Source organism: Primorskyibacter flagellatus, assembly GCF_048268605.1.
Lineage (GTDB): Bacteria > Pseudomonadota > Alphaproteobacteria > Rhodobacterales > Rhodobacteraceae > Primorskyibacter > Primorskyibacter flagellatus.
This window is the reverse complement of the sequence record NZ_JBLWVF010000008.1, coordinates 1-17603: the sequence shown is the minus strand read 5'-3', so window position 1 is coordinate 17603 and position 17603 is coordinate 1. Positions and strand designations below refer to the sequence as shown.

Here is a 17603-nt window from a genome sequence, read left to right as displayed (position 1 = left end):
CTTTTGCTAAGCCAATGGCGCACGCAAGTCTATTGCCTGAAGGCTCACAGCAAAATGTTTGTGGGATAAACGGCACGTCTGGCCGTATCTGACGGCCGCGACGGCAATTAACTGCTCATTTTTAATTGTTAAGGGGGGCGTAACGGTTGCCTTGATAGGTCTGAAGTCGGGTGAGAAAAAGGTGGTAGATATGGTTGCGCAAACAAATGCGTCGCCGGTTGTCATCATCAAACGGAAAAAGGTTGTTGCGGCCGACGGACACCATGGTGGTGCCTGGAAGGTTGCATATGCGGACTTTGTGACCGCAATGATGGCCTTTTTCATGTTGATGTGGCTTCTGAACGCGACAACGGAAAAACAACGTCAGGGCATCGCGGATTATTTCAGTCCGACCATCGCGATCAGTCGGATTGCCGGTGGCGGGGATGGAAATTTCGGTGGAAACAGCATCTTCACGGAAGATGCGTTGCCGCAGACCGGGACCGGGTCAAGCAGCCTGCGACCGACAGAATCCAACCAAGCGCGTGGATGGTCGGATGCTGGCTCGGACGAGGATAAGGACGACGCCCAGGATGAACAGCTCGCCGCTGTGGAAGAAGCGCTTTTGGGTCGAAGTGGCGAAAGTATGCTGGCGGATGAGATGCTTCGGCACATCGTGACCAAAGTGACGGATGAAGGGCTTGTGATCGAGATGCACGATCTTGAAGAAACACCTCTGTTTACGGATGACATGGAGCCGACAGCAATGTTGGAGTCGATTGTTGCGGCTCTTGCCGAGGCGTCTAAAATTGTCACCAACCCGGTAGCGATCGAGGGCCATGTCCGGTCCGTCCCGGTTGTGATGACATCCCGGCCAGTGTGGGACCAGTCCTCCGCGCGCGCTGATATTGTCAGAAAGCTTCTTGAATCAGAAGGACTTATGCCAGAACGCTTTGAAAGACTGACGGGACATGCTGATAGGGATCTGGCAAACTTCAATCCGATGTCCGTACGCAATAACCGTGTCGAGGTCATCTTTCTTCGTACCAATATCTGAACATGAAAATAAACTTGATGAAGGAAATTCAAGGTCATTAGCGGGCTGTTTAGCGAGCGAGCGTATCTGTTGCTCAGAGATCGACTCGATGCAGCAGAAGGGCTCGCTAATGACCATTTCCAGTTCGCTAAATGCAGGTGTTGCCGGGCTTGCAAGCAATGCCACACGGCTTGGTACAATTTCCGACAACATCTCAAACTCTTCCACCTACGGATACAAGCGGGTGGAAACGGATTTCCAGTCGATGGTGCTCGCGTCAGGCGGTGGTACATATTCCGCGGGCGGAGTCAGGGCGACGACACAGCGACTGATTGGCCAGGACGGCCCGCTTATTTCGACCTCCAACGCCAACGATTTGGCTGTCCGAAATCGCGGGTTTCTGCCGGTGGCACGGGCCACGGATGTGGAGGCAGGAAACGGCAATCCAAAGATGTTGCTGACCACGACAGGGTCTTTTCGGACAGATTCAGAAGGGTATCTGCGCAGTACGAATGATCTGATGCTGCTCGGCTGGCCGGCAAATTCGGACGGCAGCATTGGAACTTTTTCCCGCGATTCCAGCGACGGGCTTGAACCTGTGCGCGTCAACCTGAATCAGTTTTCCGCTGAACCCACAACGCGGATGTCATTGGGTGTCAATCTGCCAGCGACCATGACGGATGCGGGATCGCCAGGAACCGCGCAGCCTCTCTCGGTTGAGTATTTCGACAATATGGGCCGTTCGGAGAATATAGAGGCAAGCTTTACACCTACGGTGCCGGCTTCGGGAACTTCGAATGAGTGGACCATGGTGCTGCGTGACAGTGCGTCGGGCGGCGCTGTGATTGGCGAATATGCGCTGACATTCGACGACAGTCGCGGCTCTGGCGGCAACCTCGCAAGCGTGACGACGATCTCCGGCGGCATTTATGATGGCACAACCGGCACCGCGATTGTCAATGTGGATGGCGGCCCCATGGAAATCAGTATCGGAAGGCTCAACCAGAATGACGGGCTGACCCAGCTAGGCGACACGTTCGCGCCGCTGGATGTTTCCAAGGACGGTTCGCCGGTCGGCAACATGACGTCGGTGGAGGTCGATGAAACGGGCATGGTTCACGCCTATTTTGATACTGGTATCACGCGCACAATATATCAGGTGCCGCTTGTTGATGTGCCCAACCCGAACGGGCTCAAGGCCATGGACAAGCAAACTTACAGCCATTCGCCTGAAAGCGGTGCGTATTTTCTGTGGAACTCCGGTGACGGGCCTACGGGCGAAATCGCCACATTTGCACGCGAGGAGTCGACGACTGACGTGGCAAATGAACTGACGGACATGATCCAAACCCAAAGGGCCTATTCGTCCAACGCCAAGGTTATCCAAACCGTCGACGAAATGCTTCAGGAAACCACGAACATCAAACGCTGAAATGCAGGTTGATCCAAGGAGAAGACGATGACCCTGAATGGAGCACTCTCCAATGCGCTGAGCGGGCTGAACGCCTCTGCCCGCGCCACGATCAACGTGTCATCCAATATCGCGAACGCCCTGACCGATGGATATGGACGCCGCGAATTAACCGTCGAAAGTCGGATAGCGGGCAGTCATGGCGGCGTCGCGATCACCGGAACCCTACGTCATGTCGATCCGGTGATTCTGGCGGACCGTCGATTGGCCGACGCAGAGCTTGGCAACGCAAGTGATCTGGCGAGCTTTGCCGCGCGGATGGAGACGGGTATCGGCCTGCCCGGCGAAGCAGGGTCCCTGTCACAGGTAATTGCGGATTTTGACAGTGCGCTTGTCACCGCAGCCTCTCGGCCGGATTCAGAGGAACGGTTGGGAGCCGTCGCGCGCAGCGCAGAGGCGCTGGTCAACACGATCAACACAATATCTGACGGTATCAGCGGGGCTCGCGAAGACGCCGATTCAAAAATCGGAGAAATGGTTGATCAACTCAACACGTCATTGAACAGAGTGGTTGATCTGAACAAGAAAATTTCCAGCGCAATCCACAAGGGGCAGGATACGTCAGGTTTTCTCGACGCTCGCCAAAAAGCTGTTGATGAAATCAGCGAAATGATTCCGGTTCACACGGTCGCACGAGAGCGCGGAGCGATTGCAATTTATTCGACGGGCGGGGCAATCCTGCTGGAAGGTACGGCAATTGAAGTCGGCTTTGCAACGACTGGTAAGATCGAACCACAAATGACGTTGGCTGGCGGTCATTTGTCAGGCCTTACATTGAACGGACGTGCGGTTGATACATCTGCCGACAGCGGCGCGTTGCGTGGCGGAAGGTTGGGGGCCCAGTTACAGATCCGCGATGAAACGGCACCCGCCATGCAGGCGACTCTCGACGGGTTGGCGCGCGACCTTGCGGAACGGTTTGGGCCCGGTAGTGCCGATAGTACGATCACGGCTGGTAGCGCAAGTATGTTCACCGATTGGGGATCACCGTTCGACCCGAGCTTTGAAACCGGCTTCGCCAGCCGGATGGAGCTAAACTCATCTCTTGCGCAGGACGGCGGCAGTTTATGGAAATGGCGCGCAGGTATCGGTGCCACGACCCCAGGCGTTGTCGGGGACTCAGGGCTGCTCAACGGGCTGAAACAAGCGCTTTCAACCAACACTTTGCCGTCTTCATCCGCGCTGCCAAGCGCCCTGTCCACCCCGGATACCCTGGCAGCCGGTCTCTTGTCGCAGGCATCATCCTTGCGATTGGGGGCAGATGATACGCTTGCCTATGCCTCCAGCGCCCAGAACACGTTGAAACAATTGGAGCGCGGTCAGGGCGTCGACACCGATTACGAGCTTCAGAAGCTCATGGAGTTCGAAAACAGTTATGCCGCGAACGCTCGTGTCATTCAGACCGTGGATGAAATGCTACAGGCCATTCTCAACATTTAGGAGCGACCATGCAGACACTTGGCGATCTTGCCCAGGGTATGACCCTGCGGTTCCACCAAAGCCGGATAAAATCCGAAATGGGCCAGTTAAATTCTGAAATCGCGACAGGGCAAGTCCGCGACAAGGCAGAGCGCGTCGGCGGTGATTTCCGTCAGCTGGCGGGTATTCAGCATAATCTGACCAGGCTGGAAGGTTACAGCATCGCAACAGCTGAAGCGAGCCAGATTGCCGGTACGTTACAAACCATCCTTGGCAAGGTTCAGGATGAGGCTCAGGCGTTGGCAGCCCCGTTGACAGGTGTCGGAATGAACACTCTGCCGGCCACGCGTGAAGCGCTGGGGACAGAAGCGCTCGATCGTTTGGGTGCGATGATCGGCGCGCTCAATACGCAATCTGGCGGTCGCAGTTATCTTTCCGGGACTTCAACGGACCAATCTCCGCTGGCAGATGTTTCGACCCTGATGACGGCCCTTCGGGGCGCGATTTCAGGGCAGACCACAACCTTAGGGGTGATTACCGCGCTTGACAATTGGTTCACCGCGCCGGCCGGTTTTGACGCTGTAATGTATCAGGGCGGAACCCAGGATCTTGCATCGCTTCGATTGGGCGAAACGGAAACTGCCGATATTGCGCTTCGCGCTGACGATGAAACCTTGCGAAATATCCTCAAGAACACTGCACTTGCCGCGCTGGCGACCGATGCATCCGTCGGTTTGCCAATGGGTATTCAGGTCGATTTGCAAAACCATGCCGGCGCAGCCTTGCTGACGGTCAATGACGACATAACCGATCTGCGCGCCAAGATCGGCACCCTTGAGGCGCGGATTGAAGAGACGTCGATACGCAATGCGGCCGAGGTTTCCAGTCTCTCACAGGCCCGCAATTCACTGTTGGAGGCAGATCCCTACGAAACAGCCAGCCGACTTGAAGAAGTGCAGTATCAGTTGGAAACGGTTTATGCCCTGACGGCGCGTTCCGCTCGCCTGTCCTTGTTGGAGTATCTCCGGTGAAAACTGTGATGAAATGGGTCGCATTGGGAATTTCCTTGTTGATCTCGCTACCCGCGCAGGCGCAATCCATTCGGATCAAAGACCTGGTCGAGTTCGACGGTGTGCGCGGCAATGATCTGGTCGGCTACGGCTTGGTTGTCGGTTTGAACGGAACAGGAGACGGCCTTCGAAACGCGCCCTTCACCGAAGAGATCATGAGCAATATCCTCGAAAGACTTGGCGTCAATGTCTCGGGAGAACAGTTCAGGCCGAAAAATGTGGCTGCGGTCTTTGTGACGTCCGTCTTGCCGCCCTTCGCCCGTGCGGGGGGGCAGGTTGATGTAACAGTGTCGGCCATCGGTGACGCAAAAAGCCTGCTTGGTGGTACATTGGTGATGACGCCACTCAATGCTGCTGATGGCGAAATCTACGCTGTGGCCCAAGGTACGGTGATTGCCGGCGGCGCGTCCGCAGAAGGCGAGGCCGCATCTGTGATTCAAGGCGTGCCCACTTCGGGTGTTATTCCGTCCGGGGCTCGTGTCGAGCGCGAAGTCGACTTCGATTTTTCTTCGCTGTCAACGCTGCGACTCGCATTGCGCGAGCCTGACTTTACAACCGCGGCGCGGATAGAAACGGCGCTGAACAACAATTTTCGCGGATCGGTCGCGCGCATGCTGGATTCCGGCACCGTTGAACTGAATATTGAACGGACCGGCGCGTCGTCGCCGGCCCACGCGCTCGTTCGAGTGGAAAATTTGGTGATCGAACCCGAACGCCGCGCCCGCGTCGTTGTCGATCAGCGTTCTGGCACCATAGTTATGGGTTCGGATGTGCGAATTTCTCGCGTCGCGGTGTCTCAGGGCAATCTGACACTCCGGATTGCCGAACAGCCGATTGCCGTTCAACCCAGCCCGTTCAGTGATGGTGAAACGGTTGTCGTACCGCGCAGTCAGGCCGAAATTACCGAGGAACCTGGACCCAGCCTTGCCGAAGTTCCCGGCGGCACATCCCTATCAGAAGTCATTGCCGGCCTGAACGCCCTTGGCGTCAATCCACGCGACATGATTGATATTCTCAAGAGCATAAAAGCCGCCGGCGCGCTTCATGCCGAGTTTGTTGTGCGCTGACAGTCCAGCCTTTTGTGTCTGCCTTAATCCCTGATCCGGCAAATTTGATTAACTTTGCGGAAATCTATCGGGCTTAACACATGAAGGGCTGTTTCAGCGCAGCCCAGCAAACCGGCGCTGTAGCTTCCTATTGGAGTCGAGACGTGGCATTTCAGTTCAGCGGGCTCTCGCAATCGAAGATCATTCTAACGATCGCGCTGATGGCGACGATTGTGATGATGATCTTGCCGGTGCCAGCCTTTCTGCTGGATGTCGGCCTGGCGGCGTCGTTTGCCTTGGCCGTGTTAATCTTCACGCTTACGCTTTTTATCGAAAAACCGTTGGATTTTGCAGCCTTCCCGACCGTGCTTTTGGCCTCGTTGATGCTGCGATTGTCCCTTAACGTGTCGTCGACCAAACTGATTATTGGTCAAGGGCATGAAGGGACGCATGCAGCCGGCAATGTTATTGAGAGTTTTGCCAGTTTCGTGATGAGCGGCAGCGTTTTTCTTGGGCTTGTGGTCTTTGGCGTGCTTCTAATCGTGAACTTCATGGTGATCACCAAAGGTGCCGCGCGGATGGCTGAAGTTGGTGCGCGATTTGCGCTGGACGGAATGCCCGGCAAACAACTTGCAATTGACAGCGATCTCAGCGCAGGCGCAATCACCCACGAAGAGGCGCGGGCGCGTCGAGAAAAAGAACAGCAGGAAACAACTTTTTTCGGATCATTGGATGGCGCGTCAAAATTTGTGAAGGGTGATGCTGTCGCAGGTCTTCTGATAACGCTGCTTAACCTTGTTATGGGCCTGATTATGGGTGTTGCCGTGCAGGGGATGCCTTTGGGCAGTGCGTTTGAGACCTACGCAATTCTCACAGTTGGCGATGGGTTGGTGACGCAGATCCCTGCCGTCATCATCTCGGTCGCAGCAGCACTTCTGTTGGCGCGCGGTGGTGCCATCGGCGCGACAGACGTTGCCCTTATAACGCAGATTGGAAAACACCCAACGGCTTTGGGGACGGTAGCTGTGTTCATGGCGATGTTCGCTCTTGTTCCCGGACTGCCTTTCATTCCGTTCATTTTGGGCGCGCTTGGGTTGGGCAGTGCCGCCTTTATGGTCTCTCGCAATCAGTCCGAGGAAGAAAAAAATTCGAATGACGACGCTGAGACAGAGATCATGCCCAAAGCGCCTTTGATCGGCGATGTTCTTGATCTCGACGACATTCATGTGCAATTCGCGCCGGATCTGGTAAATATGGTGCTCGACCCCGGATCCGGGCTTGATGTGCGGATCACCAACATGCGGAGCCACATTGCGAGCGCTTATGGTCTGATCATGCCGGAAATTCGGTTGACCGACGATGCAAGCCTGTCGAGTGGCACCTATGTCATCAGGATCCAGGGAGTCGAGACCGCGAAAGCCGAACTCAATCCCGACATGGTTCTTGCGCTGGTCCGGGACGCGTCCGACAATCTGCCGCCGGGTGCGACTGTAACCGAACCTGTTTACGGTGCGCCCGCGCGGTGGATCAAACCTGCGGATCAGGAAAAGGCTGCACTGACCGGAGCGACTATTGTAACCCCGGCAGAGATCCTTGCCACGCATCTTCTGGAAACCATCAAGCGAAACTTCTCGCGCCTGCTGACGTTGAAGGCCCTAAGGCGTCTGCTTGATGAGATGACCGCCCTTTCAAATGAAACGCGTGCAGATGCAAACCGCAAATTGCTGGATGAACTTATTCCTGATCGTGTGCCCGTCGACCTTCTACATTCGGTGCTGCGGCTGCTGCTGGAAGAACAGGTGTCGATCCGAAACATGCCGTTGATCCTCGAAGCGATTGCTGAGGCGCGCCGCCTTCACGCGAACCCGGACGGCATTTGTGAGCACGTCCGGCAGAGGCTTGGGTTCCAGTTGGTTTCAACTGTTTCGCGCGATGACGGTTCCATTCCGCTAATCCAGCTGGCACCCGAATGGGAAAACACGTTCAGCCGGTTTCAGATCGACAGTGACAAAGGCGGGCTGGATGTCGCTCTGCCGCCGGACGATTTTGAACGATTGACGTCGCGCGTGGCAGAGCAGATCTCCAAGGCCGGAGAGCGCGGTGTCAGCCCCGCCGTCGTTACATCTGGCCGGCGCCGCAGGTTCATCCGAACCGTTTTGGCGGCCAAGGGGATTAATACGCCGGTCCTGTCTTTCGAAGAAATTGGTATCGAAGCTCGGCCGGCGCTTGTCGGTGTGGTGGCAGCATGACTGCAATGGACAACCTTCTTTCACAAAGCTCGATCTGGCTCTGGGCGCTTTTCGTGGTGTTTCTAAGGATCGGCACCGCAATCCTTGTTCTGCCGGGCGTTGGCGAGCGGAGCATTCCCGTTCGCATCAAGCTGGCAATCTCCGTTGCGCTCAGTCTTGCCGTTGCGCCGGCCATCTGGCCGAACCTGCCGGAAATGAAAGGTGGTCTGGCGGGTTTTGCGCCGCTTGCAGCAAGCGAGAGCACGAACGGCCTGGCGATCGGCTTGTTTTTGCGGCTTTTGATTCTGGGACTTCAGATCGCGGGATCTATCGCGGCGCAGTCGACATCCCTTTCGCAGATCGCCGGCAATACCGGAGCAGAGCCAATGCCTGCGATCGGAAACCTGCTGACGGTCGGTGGCCTCGCATTGCTTTTCGCCACCGGATATCAGGTCAAGATTGTATTGTTCTTGGCGAATTCCTACCTGATTTTGCCGTTTGGTGCGTTTCCCGACCCAAGTTCTCTGGCTTCGTTGGGCATTGCCCGTACGGCTAAGGCTTTTGCCATGGCCTTTACGCTTGCGGCACCTTTTATAATTCTGTCAGTACTTTACAACCTGACTCTTGGCGTCATTAACCGAGCCATGCCGCAGCTCATGGTCGCGTTTGTCGGGGCACCGGTCATAACACTGGGGGCCTTGGCGATGATGTTCGTTCTGGCACCCACGCTGCTCGCCGTTTGGGTTCAAGGCTTTGATGCGTTTCTGTCCGCGCCGTTGGCCCCCTGACGCATGTCGCAGGGTGACGATGACAGTGACAAAAGTCACGAACCATCCCAGCGAAAACTGGATCAGGCCCGCAAGAAGGGGGAGGTTGCAAAATCGACCGACATCTCGACTTGGGCGTCCTATTTGGGGCTACTTTTGGCATTCTATGCTGTTGGAGCCACGGCGGCGTTTAGATTTGGGTCGTTGCTGGTTGGATTTCTCGATCGACCTGACGATTTGGCGCAGATTTTTTTCAGGCCCGGTGCCACCACGCCAGTTGTCGGCTTAAGCAGTGGAATTTTGACGAATATCATGCCTTTGTTCGTGTTTCCGGCGGTATTGGTTGTGCTAAGCCTGATTGCCCAACGCGCCCTTGTTTTTGCGCCAACCAAACTGCAACCGAAACTCTCCCGAATTTGCCTTATCGCAAACGCCAAGAACAAATTCGGTCGCAACGGGCTTTTTGAGTTTGGCAAGAGTTTTGTGAAACTTCTCATATATTCAATTTGCCTGGCGGTTTTAATCCGTGCCCGAATGGACGAAATTTTGGGGTCGGTACGGTCGGATCCAGCAACTGCGATTATGCTGCTCGCCAAGCTGTCGATGCAGTTCCTGATAATCGTCGTGATAATCTCGGCCGTCATTGGGGCGCTGGATTTTTTCTGGCAACACGCAGAGTTGATGCGCAAGAACCGGATGTCACATAAAGAGATGCGTGACGAGCACAAGGAGTCAGAAGGCGACCCATATATGCGTCAGGCTCGTCGTGCCAAAGCGCAGGAAATCGTCGGAAAACAGATGGTTTCTGACGTCGCTCAGGCCGATGTTGTTCTTGTGAACCCGACGCATTACGCGGTGGCTTTGAAATGGAGTCGCGCAGCCGGAGAAGCACCGGTTTGCGTGGCAAAAGGCGTGGATGAAATCGCTCGGCGCATTCGCGAAGTTGCACAAGAAAATGGTGTGCCCATGCATTCTGACCCGCCGGCAACACGGGCTTTGTTCGCATCCACTGAGGTCGGGCAGATGATCTCGCCGGAACATTACAAACCTGTTGCCGCTGCCATCAGATTTGCTGAAGACATGCGGCAGCGCGCGAAAGGATTTAGAAGATGATCGGCAAGCTGAAGGCTCTTGCAGAGATTATGGACATGCAACTCAAACAGCAGATGTCTCAACTCCAGAAAATTGAACTGCAACAGAAACAGATCCGGAATGAATTGTCGGAATTGACAACGCTTGGGAAGTCCCGATTTAGTGGCGCATCGGAGCTACAGGCGCGGGCCATCGCGGGCGCGGATTCTGCTTGGCGAAGCTGGGCCACACAACGGCAAACCCAGCTTAATGGACAATTGGCTTTGTTGGCAGCGCGGAAGCTGACACAGTTGGAAGACGTCCGTCGGGCTTTTGCGCGAAATCAGGCTGCCGAGGGGCTGGTGACAAACGCGACGCAACAACACGGCAGAGAGCGGGTCGATCGCGAGGCAGACAGGTTGTTGGAGTTGGTGATCATGAAATCGGGGTAGCAATGGTCACGCAAGGTGTGGCGATTCAGCTGTGATCTGACAGTCGGTCGCTTTTTTGGAAACGTCTGTCAGCTCACGAACTTTTCCTTCCAGATTTCTTTCCCATCGATCATAGTTTCGATGGATCTGACCTGCCACGGGATTTTTCCGCCAGCGTCGATTAGAGTGCGTAGCAACTTGAGGACGGACGATGAGGCGAAGACGCTTCACAGACGAGCAGATCATCGGCATCCTGTCAGAGCATGACGCCGGCGCGAAATGCGCGGATTTGTGTCGGAAGGTGCCTTTTACAACAGGAAGGCCATATTCCACAACCTGGCCCATGCCCGCGTGGCGATCGCCGGTTGGGCAGACGACTATAACACCAAACGCCCGCATCCGGCCGCAGCTTATCAAACTCCGGTCGACTACGCACGGACCCTGACCACCGCAATCGCCCGCCCCGCTGCGCAAGATGAAAGCCCCGCGCGTCGGGCGATTGCTCAACTTGCGCCGATTGGCGTAAACTCTCGGCGTACTCCGGTCGCGGCTGGATGAAAAACTAGTGGCGGGTCAAACGATAGTGGCACGTTTTGGAAGATCAGAGCGATCAGCAGCAGCTTGACACACATCCGGATAGCGTCGAACAGAGGACAGGCTCGATCTGCGTGGCGGCGTTCATGAACAGTGGGAGTGCCAGCAAGGTTGCCATCAATTGCCCGAACAGCCCAAGGGCGGCGAAACCTGCCCCAAACTGGCGCTGCCGCACAGCGTTCAGAAAGCTGACCACCGCGTCAAAATAGGTTTCGACCATCTATGATGTAGCCGGCTCAGTGATTTGTTGAAGCCTGCATGCGCCAACAACGATATCTGAAAAAGTTGAGATCGAGATACTGGTTTGTTCAGGCGTCCTGTCTGGCAATTTCAACAATAAGCACACTTTTCAGCGCGGGGCCCAGCACTGCACGACCATCCTGATAAAGATCTTGTCGCAGGATATTTAGTTGATTTGACCCCGTGAAATTGCCGTCAAAACCACCAAGATTCGCATGGTCGAACATGGATTGAAGAAAGACGCCTCGTAGCTTCGGTTCTTTGGCGAACACCAAGTCCTTACTTTCGGGCGCAATTTCGAGCGCAAGCGAAACCACCACCAGGGATTTTACGCGTTCGCCATGAACGATCGGAACCACAAACTGATTGTTAAGCTTGACGAATTCGTAGTCGGAGCCGGTGTTTCGCTCATGCTCTTTTCTCTTTGCTGTGTGTTGCACGGCATCAGGACCACAGGGGGCGACGTTCGCTGTGTTCGTCTCTTCAGCTGGTGGTGCCAGAAAAATCGCCGCGGCGATACCAGATCCGGTTCCGATCGCTGCCAAAGTGAGAGGAATTATGAGCTTGATCATGTGGTACCTCAGAAAGGAAGAGCTGCATCCAGGACTTGTTGACCGACTCTGGGTTGTTGCATGTCGGAGATCTGCCCGCGGCCACCGTAAGAGATGCGCGCCGACGCAATTTTGTCATAAGTAATTTCATTCATCCGCGAGATGTCCTCCGGGCGGACATAGCCGGAAACAACCAACTCGCGGATCTCGTAGTTTACGCGAACTTCTTGCAGGCCCTCGATGGAAAGGACGCCATTGGGCAGGACATCCGTCACTGTCGCCGCAACGCGCAAAGTCAGCTTTTCATTTCGGCGCACTGAACCATCGCCACTGGAATCACTGGCACTGCTGATCGAAACGGCGTCGTCAAGGCTGCTGCCTTCGGGCATCTTCTCGTTCACCCTTTGCGGCAAGCCGAACAGTTGCGGCAGGCCAAGACTTTCCGACCCGCTTCGTGATCTGGATGTGGCGTTTGAAATTTCGGCTTTTTCGTCAATTTCGATTACAACGGTCATGATATCACCGCGCTTCTCGGCGCGTCGGTCGCCCAGCAACGAACGCCGACTTCCGCTCCACAAAGATGCTTCGTCATGCGGCGCAAGTCGCGTGGTGGTTTCCGGCAAGCCGGCAAATACCATGGCTTGATGTTCCGGGCCCCGGTTGGCCGGCGTGAAATCCGGTGCCTTTCCGATGTGATCCATCCGGCCGCAACCTGAGAGACCGGCGCATAGGCCAGCGATGATAAGCGTTGTTTTTTTCATTGTGATACAACCACCTGCCCTTGAGGATCGATCTGCCCGAACACGCTGGTTCGGGAGTTGAGATTCATGACACGGATGCGATCGCCTTCGCCGCCCCGGCCCAATGACCTGCCATCCGATGTTATGCGCAGGCCGCCCTGTTCGAAAATCAGCGTGACGATGTCGTTTCGATCGACAATCGCCGGCGGCCCGACATCGCCGGCCCGAATGGGCCTGCCGGAATAGATTGTCTCCCGTGTTTCCTGCCCGATTGCGTCTTCGAGGACAGTCAAAGTGCCGGGGATTGTCGCGTCAGAGACCAACAGATCCTGTGCGGATAACAGAGATTGTGCACGGATCGTGCGCGCGGCGATCAACGTCTCGGCAACTGCGGGCACCGCGAGCAGGCAGAAAAGTGAGGCGAGGAGCGTTCTCATCACCTCACCTGCGTTGTTGCGCCCAGCATCTGGTCCGCGGCGGAAATGACCTTGGCGTTCAGCTCATAACCTCGTTGTGCCTCGATCAATTCAGTGACTTCGCGAACCGCATCGACAGAACTGTCTTCAAGATATCCTTGCCGCAAGGTGCCTAACCCGTCTTCGCCGGGTGACGCGGTCAGCGCCGGACCGGAGGCTTCGGTCTCCACAAAAAGATTGCTGCCCATCGCCTCCAATCCCTTTGGGTTGGTGAAGCCAGCAAGGTTGAACTGGCCCAGAACCTGTGCCTCCGTGGTGTCGTTGAAATAGGCGTAGACCTCTCCATCACCGTTTATCGAGATCGAGCGGGCATCGGATGGGATCACGATATCCGGCGCGACGGGAAACCCTTCAGATGTGACGATCAAGCCGTCGGCGCTGCGCTTCAGCCCGCCGTCGCGGGTATAGGCGGCCCGGCCTGACGGCAGAGTGACCTCCAGATAGCCCTGACCATCAATGGCGATATCCAGATCGCCACCGGTCGCCGAGAGCGCCCCTTGTTGCAATTGTACCGACACGGCGGCGGGCCTGACACCCAGTCCAAGCTGAACGCCGGTTGGCAAAACGGTGCCGTCAGAGGCATTTATAGATCCGGCGCGGCTGACCTGCTGGTAGTGCAGGTCGGCAAACTCCGCGCGACGCGCATTATAGCCTGTTGTGCTCATGTTCGACAGGTTGTTCGAGATAACCTCGACCCGCATCTGCTGAGCGCTCATCCCGGTGGCGGCAATTTTCAGGGCGCGCATTCTGCTCTCCTGTAATGATCTATTTGATTAGTGTTTTCATCGCGGTGCGGATGCGTTCGTCTTCGGCATCCATGAAGCTTTGGCCCATCTCGTAGGCGCGCTGTACCTCGATCATGCGGGCAAGCTGACTGATCGGATCGACATTCGACGCCTCAAGAAACCCCTGGATGACACGCGCATCCTCAACCGGTTCTGCCCCGGCCTCGCTGCGGAAAAGCACGCTGCCTTCGCGGATCATTTCGCGCGGGATCGTGGGTGCGAAGATACCGATTTGTCCCAGCGGCTGACCATTGGCACTGATCGTGCCATCCGGTGCGATGCTGACAGGCCCGTCACCGGCGGGCACGAATACCGGCGCCTCGCCCAGATCCAGTACCGGATGCCCGTCCGCGGTGACCAGATTGCCTTGCGCGTCGGGTGTGAACATGCCCGCGCGGGTCAGCCGATTGCCATCCGGCGTCTGAACCATGAAGAAACCATCGCCTTCGATCGCCAGGTCAAATGCGTTGCCGGTCTTGGTCAACTCCCCTTGCGAGAGCGAGGTTTCGGCAACGCGGGCCGACGCCATGGACAGGCTGTCTCCGCCTTTCGAACGTATGATGTACTCTGAGAAAAGCAGCCCTTCCTGCTTGAAGCCGGTGGTCGCCGCGTTGGCGATATTGTTGGCGACGACCTGCATTTCGCGCTTCAGGCCGGATTGGCGGGTGAGTGTCGTATACCCTGCGTTTTCCATTCTATCCTCCGATAATCAAAGGCATGAGGTGGTCATGAAAAAAGGCCACCAAGGTTTGTGTCATGAAGCTCATCGAGAGCCAGAAAACGACCACGATCGCGATCATCTTTGGCACGAAAGTCAGGGTCATTTCCTGAACTGAGGTCAGAGCCTGAAACAACCCAACGCCGACGCCAGCGATCAGGGCGACCGTCAGGATCGGGACCGATGTGATCACTGCCACCCACAGCCCTTGTCGCAACGTGTCGTAGAAAACCGCGTCACTCAGCATGATCGCGCCCTAGACCGGCATCCGAAGGATTTCCTGATATGCCTCGACCACCTTGTTGCGGACCGTCACGGCGGTTTCGACAGCCAGTTCCGATTGTGCCAGTGCCTGAACCAGTGCGTGTGGATCGGCCTGTCCGACCATCGCGGCCTTTGCAGTTTCCTCGCCGGCCTGAACGGTTTGGGCGAAGTCTTCTGCCACATTGACGAAGGCTTCCTTCGCGCCTTGGGTGGTTTCCGGTACGGGCTGAAAGGCGGGTTTGCTGCTGGTGTAGCTTTGGGCAGCGAAAAGCGATTGGATGTCCATTCTGGTCTCCGTTTGAAATTAGCGTCTTAGTAGCTCAAGCAATCCGCTCGACATTTGCCGGGCCTGATCGAACATTTTCAGGTTGGCCTCGTAGCTGCGCTGGGCTTCACGGGCGTCTGCCATCTCGATAATCAAATCCACATTGGAGGCTTCGTAATGACCGGTTTGGTCTGCCATCGGATGCGAAGGGTCGTGAATTTTATCGAGTTCCGTCCTGTCGAGCGTCACCCGGCCCGTCGCCACACTGCCGACGCCGGTCGCACGGTTCATTTCTGTTTCGAACGGGACAAGTTTGCGGCGATAGCCGGGCGTATCTGCGTTGGCTATATTCTCTGAAACCAGCCGAAGTCGTTTGGCCTGTGCTTGTAGTCCACTGGCAGAGACAAATAGCGAGTCGGAAAACGCACTCATATGGTGTCCTTTCTGGGTCAGCCCCGGCCAAGGCTGGCGCGCAAGATATTGAGGCTGGATTTGTAGACCGCGAGCGCCTGATCGTGATTGCGTTTCGCCTCGACAGCCTTGACCATTTCCATCTCGACAGAAACACCGTTGCCGTTCAGGCTGTCCGACACGCCTTCCTTGACGCTGATCTCAGGCGTGGCTGGTGAGATGTTCCCGTTCAAGTGTCCGGCACGGGTTGCTTTTTGGACTCCACCGGTTTGGTTGGCGAAGCTGGCAAAACCACCGACCTGTCTCGCAAGATAGTCCGGGGTATCGGCATTCGCGATGTTCTGTGAAATCACGGCTTGGCGTGTTCCTGCGTGCTGCGCCAGCGAAATGGCGGTACGGAAAATTTCTAGGTTTTGATACACCGGGGTTTCTCCCTCGATTGGCTTCAACCAAGGCTTAACCCTGATTCCTTTAGAAAAGGTTTGTGGAACATTTCAGGAGCGTTCGATGCAAAATCGAGGGATTACCGATCTGAGGGAAAAAATCACCAGTCTTGAACCTGTTCGGGCGGTGGGTCGTGTGGCTGAGGTCGAGGGTGCGCTGATCTGGGTGCGTGGCATCGCCGGTGACGCGCGGATCGGCGACAGATTAAGCCTGTTCCGTCGGGATAACGCGCCGCTTGGCGGTGAGGCTTTGATGATCCGCAACGCTATGGTCGCGATGTTGCCAGAGGGCAACGTAGAAGGCGTGACTTTGGAAGACCGGGTCGCAGTCTTGGGCCGCAATACTCTGGCACCTTCAGATGAATGGATCGGGCGCGTGATTGATCCGTTCGGAAAGGCGCTGGATGGTTTGCCGCTGTCGGCCGGAAGCGGAAGACGGGAATTGCGATGTGATCCCCCGGATCCAGCAAGCCGGAGGCCCCTGGGCGCGCGCCTGGAAACCGGGCACGCTGTTTTCAATACGTTCCTCCCGATTGCGCGCGGTCAACGGCTTGGGCTTTTTGCGGGATCGGGCGTTGGCAAATCGAGCTTGCTGGCCAGCCTTGCACGCCAGATCGACGCCGGTGTTGTTGTTGTTTCTCTTGTTGGCGAACGCGGCCGCGAGCTTCGGGAGTTTGTCGATACCACACTTGGTGAGGATGGTATGAAGCGGTCAGTCGTCGTCGCCGCAACGTCTGATAGATCACCACTTGTCCGACGGCGCTGTCCATTGGCTGCGATGGCAGTTGCCGAACATTTTCGGGATCAGGGCGCGCATGTCTTATTACTCGTGGATTCAATCTCGCGATTTGCCGAAGCGCATCGGGAGGTTGCAATCGCGGCTGGCGAGCTTCCAGCGTTGCGCGGGTATCCGCCCTCCACAGCGCATCAGATTATGTCGCTTTGCGAACGTGCGGGGCCGGGATCTGCCGCGGCAGGTGACATTACGGCCATCTTCTCGGTTCTTGTCGCTGGATCAGACATGGAAGAACCGGTCGCGGATATTTTGCGTGGCGTTCTTGATGGCCATGTTGTGATGGACCGAAAAATTGCCGAACGCGGACGATATCCGGCAATAGATTTGCTGAGGTCAGTCTCACGAAGCCTGCCCGGATGCGCCAGAGCAGACGAGAACCAATTGCTCCTTGCCGCACGCAAGTTAATGGGAACATATTCAGAATCTGAAATGATGGTTCGCGCGGGGTTGTATAAAGACGGCACAGATCCCGCACTGGACCAGGCTATTCGCGCTTGGCCGGAACTGGACGGCTTTCTTTCACTTTCCGAGCCGGGCAGTTCCCGAGACAGCTTTTCGCGGCTGCGTCTAATTCTGCGGAAAACCGGTGTGCAGATTGTTCCTGTGGCAACAAATTCGGTCACAGCGGCGTCGCATGTCCCGGGTCAGGTTTCGGGATGACGTGAGCCTAGTCACCCGGAACTGTAATTCGTATCATAGACTGAACGGGATATCGGGAGATGATGCGATGGTGGGCCGAGTTGCGGATGTGGTTGAATTGAGCGAAGACGAGCGGCGTTTTCTCGAAGGTCAGGTTCGGCGC

20 protein-coding genes and 2 pseudogenes are annotated in these 17603 nt (G+C 56.2%); 12 read left to right on the top strand and 10 right to left on the bottom strand.

What is annotated here, in order from left to right; all coding sequences use genetic code 11:
• Positions 1–58: 58 nt before the first annotated feature.
• From ACN0WV_RS10605 to ACN0WV_RS10555, 11 genes and pseudogenes are all read left to right on the top strand, one after another.
• Positions 59–1036 carry a flagellar motor protein MotB gene (locus tag ACN0WV_RS10605; protein WP_417605622.1) on the top strand — a complete coding sequence of 326 codons (978 nt, stop codon included), beginning with the start codon at positions 59–61 and terminating at the stop codon, positions 1034–1036.
• An 88-nt stretch (positions 1037–1124) separates the two neighbouring features.
• Entirely contained in the window at positions 1125–2447 is a 1323-nt protein-coding gene (locus tag ACN0WV_RS10600) for a flagellar hook protein FlgE (protein ID WP_417605817.1), read from the top strand.
• A 27-nt stretch (positions 2448–2474) separates the two neighbouring features.
• The gene (flgK, locus tag ACN0WV_RS10595) at positions 2475–3926 is read left to right on the top strand and encodes a flagellar hook-associated protein FlgK (protein ID WP_417605620.1); all 1452 of its coding nucleotides are present in this window, start codon (positions 2475–2477) and stop codon (positions 3924–3926) included.
• Between the two features lie 8 nt (positions 3927–3934).
• Positions 3935–4936, top strand: coding sequence for a flagellin (locus ACN0WV_RS10590; RefSeq protein ID WP_084351046.1), 1002 nt, complete (start codon positions 3935–3937; stop codon positions 4934–4936).
• A gap of 8 nt (positions 4937–4944) precedes the next feature.
• Positions 4945–6042, top strand: coding sequence for a flagellar basal body P-ring protein FlgI (locus ACN0WV_RS10585; RefSeq protein WP_417605815.1), 1098 nt, complete (start codon positions 4945–4947; stop codon positions 6040–6042).
• Between the two features lie 200 nt (positions 6043–6242).
• A complete protein-coding gene (gene flhA, locus ACN0WV_RS10580; protein WP_417605813.1) occupies positions 6243–8270 on the top strand; it encodes a flagellar biosynthesis protein FlhA in 2028 nt (675 codons plus the stop codon).
• Between the two features lie 5 nt (positions 8271–8275).
• Positions 8276–9037 carry a flagellar biosynthetic protein FliR gene (locus tag ACN0WV_RS10575; protein ID WP_417605619.1) on the top strand — a complete coding sequence of 254 codons (762 nt, stop codon included), beginning with the start codon at positions 8276–8278 and terminating at the stop codon, positions 9035–9037.
• A 3-nt stretch (positions 9038–9040) separates the two neighbouring features.
• Positions 9041–10129, top strand: coding sequence for an EscU/YscU/HrcU family type III secretion system export apparatus switch protein (locus ACN0WV_RS10570; protein ID WP_417605617.1), 1089 nt, complete (start codon positions 9041–9043; stop codon positions 10127–10129).
• Positions 10126–10539 (top strand): hypothetical protein, encoded by a 414-nt coding sequence (locus ACN0WV_RS10565; RefSeq protein ID WP_417605615.1) that lies wholly within the window; start codon positions 10126–10128, stop codon positions 10537–10539. Before ACN0WV_RS10570 ends, ACN0WV_RS10565 begins: the two co-directional genes overlap by 4 nt.
• Positions 10540–10729: 190 nt before the next feature.
• Positions 10730–10819 (top strand): annotated as a pseudogene (locus tag ACN0WV_RS19525) (transposase); the annotation flags it as partial.
• Between the two features lie 17 nt (positions 10820–10836).
• A pseudogene (locus ACN0WV_RS10555) lies at positions 10837–11076 on the top strand (integrase core domain-containing protein); the annotation flags it as partial.
• Between the two features lie 52 nt (positions 11077–11128).
• Here the strand turns inward: ACN0WV_RS10555 and ACN0WV_RS10550 are convergent.
• From ACN0WV_RS10550 to ACN0WV_RS10505, 10 genes are all read right to left on the bottom strand, one after another.
• Positions 11129–11332 (bottom strand): hypothetical protein, encoded by a 204-nt coding sequence (locus ACN0WV_RS10550; RefSeq protein ID WP_084351062.1) that lies wholly within the window; start codon positions 11330–11332, stop codon positions 11129–11131.
• An 88-nt stretch (positions 11333–11420) separates the two neighbouring features.
• Positions 11421–11924, bottom strand: a complete 504-nt coding sequence (locus ACN0WV_RS10545) for a flagellar basal body-associated protein FliL (RefSeq protein WP_417605614.1) — start codon at positions 11922–11924, stop codon at positions 11421–11423.
• Between the two features lie 8 nt (positions 11925–11932).
• Positions 11933–12664 carry a flagellar basal body L-ring protein FlgH gene (gene flgH / locus ACN0WV_RS10540; protein WP_417605612.1) on the bottom strand — a complete coding sequence of 244 codons (732 nt, stop codon included), beginning with the start codon at positions 12662–12664 and terminating at the stop codon, positions 11933–11935.
• Positions 12661–13080: a flagellar basal body P-ring formation chaperone FlgA gene (gene flgA / locus ACN0WV_RS10535; RefSeq protein ID WP_417605610.1), complete on the bottom strand. Its 420-nt coding sequence runs from the start codon at positions 13078–13080 to the stop codon at positions 12661–12663. Before flgA ends, flgH begins: the two co-directional genes overlap by 4 nt.
• Positions 13080–13865, bottom strand: coding sequence for a flagellar basal-body rod protein FlgG (flgG, locus tag ACN0WV_RS10530; RefSeq protein ID WP_116597648.1), 786 nt, complete (start codon positions 13863–13865; stop codon positions 13080–13082). Before flgG ends, flgA begins: the two co-directional genes overlap by 1 nt.
• A gap of 19 nt (positions 13866–13884) precedes the next feature.
• Positions 13885–14598: a flagellar hook-basal body complex protein gene (locus tag ACN0WV_RS10525; protein ID WP_417605608.1), complete on the bottom strand. Its 714-nt coding sequence runs from the start codon at positions 14596–14598 to the stop codon at positions 13885–13887.
• Position 14599: 1 nt separating this feature from the next.
• Positions 14600–14869 carry a flagellar biosynthetic protein FliQ gene (locus ACN0WV_RS10520; protein WP_417605606.1) on the bottom strand — a complete coding sequence of 90 codons (270 nt, stop codon included), beginning with the start codon at positions 14867–14869 and terminating at the stop codon, positions 14600–14602.
• A 9-nt stretch (positions 14870–14878) separates the two neighbouring features.
• Positions 14879–15172 carry a flagellar hook-basal body complex protein FliE gene (fliE, locus tag ACN0WV_RS10515; protein WP_417605604.1) on the bottom strand — a complete coding sequence of 98 codons (294 nt, stop codon included), beginning with the start codon at positions 15170–15172 and terminating at the stop codon, positions 14879–14881.
• An 18-nt stretch (positions 15173–15190) separates the two neighbouring features.
• Positions 15191–15583 (bottom strand): flagellar basal body rod protein FlgC, encoded by a 393-nt coding sequence (gene flgC, locus ACN0WV_RS10510; RefSeq protein WP_084351077.1) that lies wholly within the window; start codon positions 15581–15583, stop codon positions 15191–15193.
• Between the two features lie 17 nt (positions 15584–15600).
• The gene (locus ACN0WV_RS10505) at positions 15601–15984 is read right to left on the bottom strand and encodes a FlgB family protein (RefSeq protein ID WP_417605602.1); all 384 of its coding nucleotides are present in this window, start codon (positions 15982–15984) and stop codon (positions 15601–15603) included.
• An 85-nt stretch (positions 15985–16069) separates the two neighbouring features.
• Here ACN0WV_RS10505 and ACN0WV_RS10500 point away from each other — a divergent pair, with 85 nt between their 5' ends.
• The gene (locus ACN0WV_RS10500; RefSeq protein ID WP_417605600.1) at positions 16070–17461 is read left to right on the top strand and encodes a FliI/YscN family ATPase; all 1392 of its coding nucleotides are present in this window, start codon (positions 16070–16072) and stop codon (positions 17459–17461) included.
• The last annotated feature ends 142 nt before the right edge of the window (positions 17462–17603 follow it).

Coding starts and splice junctions, on each gene's coding strand:
- ACN0WV_RS10545 (WP_417605614.1), bottom strand. CDS start 11,924: ATGATCAAGCTCATAATTCCTCTCACTTTGGCAGCGATCGGAACCGGA.
- flgC (WP_084351077.1), bottom strand. CDS start 15,583: ATGAGTGCGTTTTCCGACTCGCTATTTGTCTCTGCCAGTGGACTACAA.
- fliE (WP_417605604.1), bottom strand. CDS start 15,172: ATGGACATCCAATCGCTTTTCGCTGCCCAAAGCTACACCAGCAGCAAA.
- flgH (WP_417605612.1), bottom strand. CDS start 12,664: ATGAAAAAAACAACGCTTATCATCGCTGGCCTATGCGCCGGTCTCTCA.
- ACN0WV_RS10585 (WP_417605815.1), top strand. CDS start 4,945: ATGAAATGGGTCGCATTGGGAATTTCCTTGTTGATCTCGCTACCCGCG.
- flgK (WP_417605620.1), top strand. CDS start 2,475: ATGACCCTGAATGGAGCACTCTCCAATGCGCTGAGCGGGCTGAACGCC.
- ACN0WV_RS10500 (WP_417605600.1), top strand. CDS start 16,070: ATGCAAAATCGAGGGATTACCGATCTGAGGGAAAAAATCACCAGTCTT.
- flhA (WP_417605813.1), top strand. CDS start 6,243: ATGGCGACGATTGTGATGATGATCTTGCCGGTGCCAGCCTTTCTGCTG.
- ACN0WV_RS10565 (WP_417605615.1), top strand. CDS start 10,126: ATGATCGGCAAGCTGAAGGCTCTTGCAGAGATTATGGACATGCAACTC.
- ACN0WV_RS10575 (WP_417605619.1), top strand. CDS start 8,276: ATGGACAACCTTCTTTCACAAAGCTCGATCTGGCTCTGGGCGCTTTTC.
- ACN0WV_RS10570 (WP_417605617.1), top strand. CDS start 9,041: ATGTCGCAGGGTGACGATGACAGTGACAAAAGTCACGAACCATCCCAG.
- flgG (WP_116597648.1), bottom strand. CDS start 13,865: ATGCGCGCCCTGAAAATTGCCGCCACCGGGATGAGCGCTCAGCAGATG.
- ACN0WV_RS10590 (WP_084351046.1), top strand. CDS start 3,935: ATGCAGACACTTGGCGATCTTGCCCAGGGTATGACCCTGCGGTTCCAC.
- ACN0WV_RS10600 (WP_417605817.1), top strand. CDS start 1,125: ATGCAGCAGAAGGGCTCGCTAATGACCATTTCCAGTTCGCTAAATGCA.
- ACN0WV_RS10550 (WP_084351062.1), bottom strand. CDS start 11,332: ATGGTCGAAACCTATTTTGACGCGGTGGTCAGCTTTCTGAACGCTGTG.
- ACN0WV_RS10525 (WP_417605608.1), bottom strand. CDS start 14,598: ATGGAAAACGCAGGGTATACGACACTCACCCGCCAATCCGGCCTGAAG.
- flgA (WP_417605610.1), bottom strand. CDS start 13,080: ATGAGAACGCTCCTCGCCTCACTTTTCTGCCTGCTCGCGGTGCCCGCA.
- ACN0WV_RS10520 (WP_417605606.1), bottom strand. CDS start 14,869: ATGCTGAGTGACGCGGTTTTCTACGACACGTTGCGACAAGGGCTGTGG.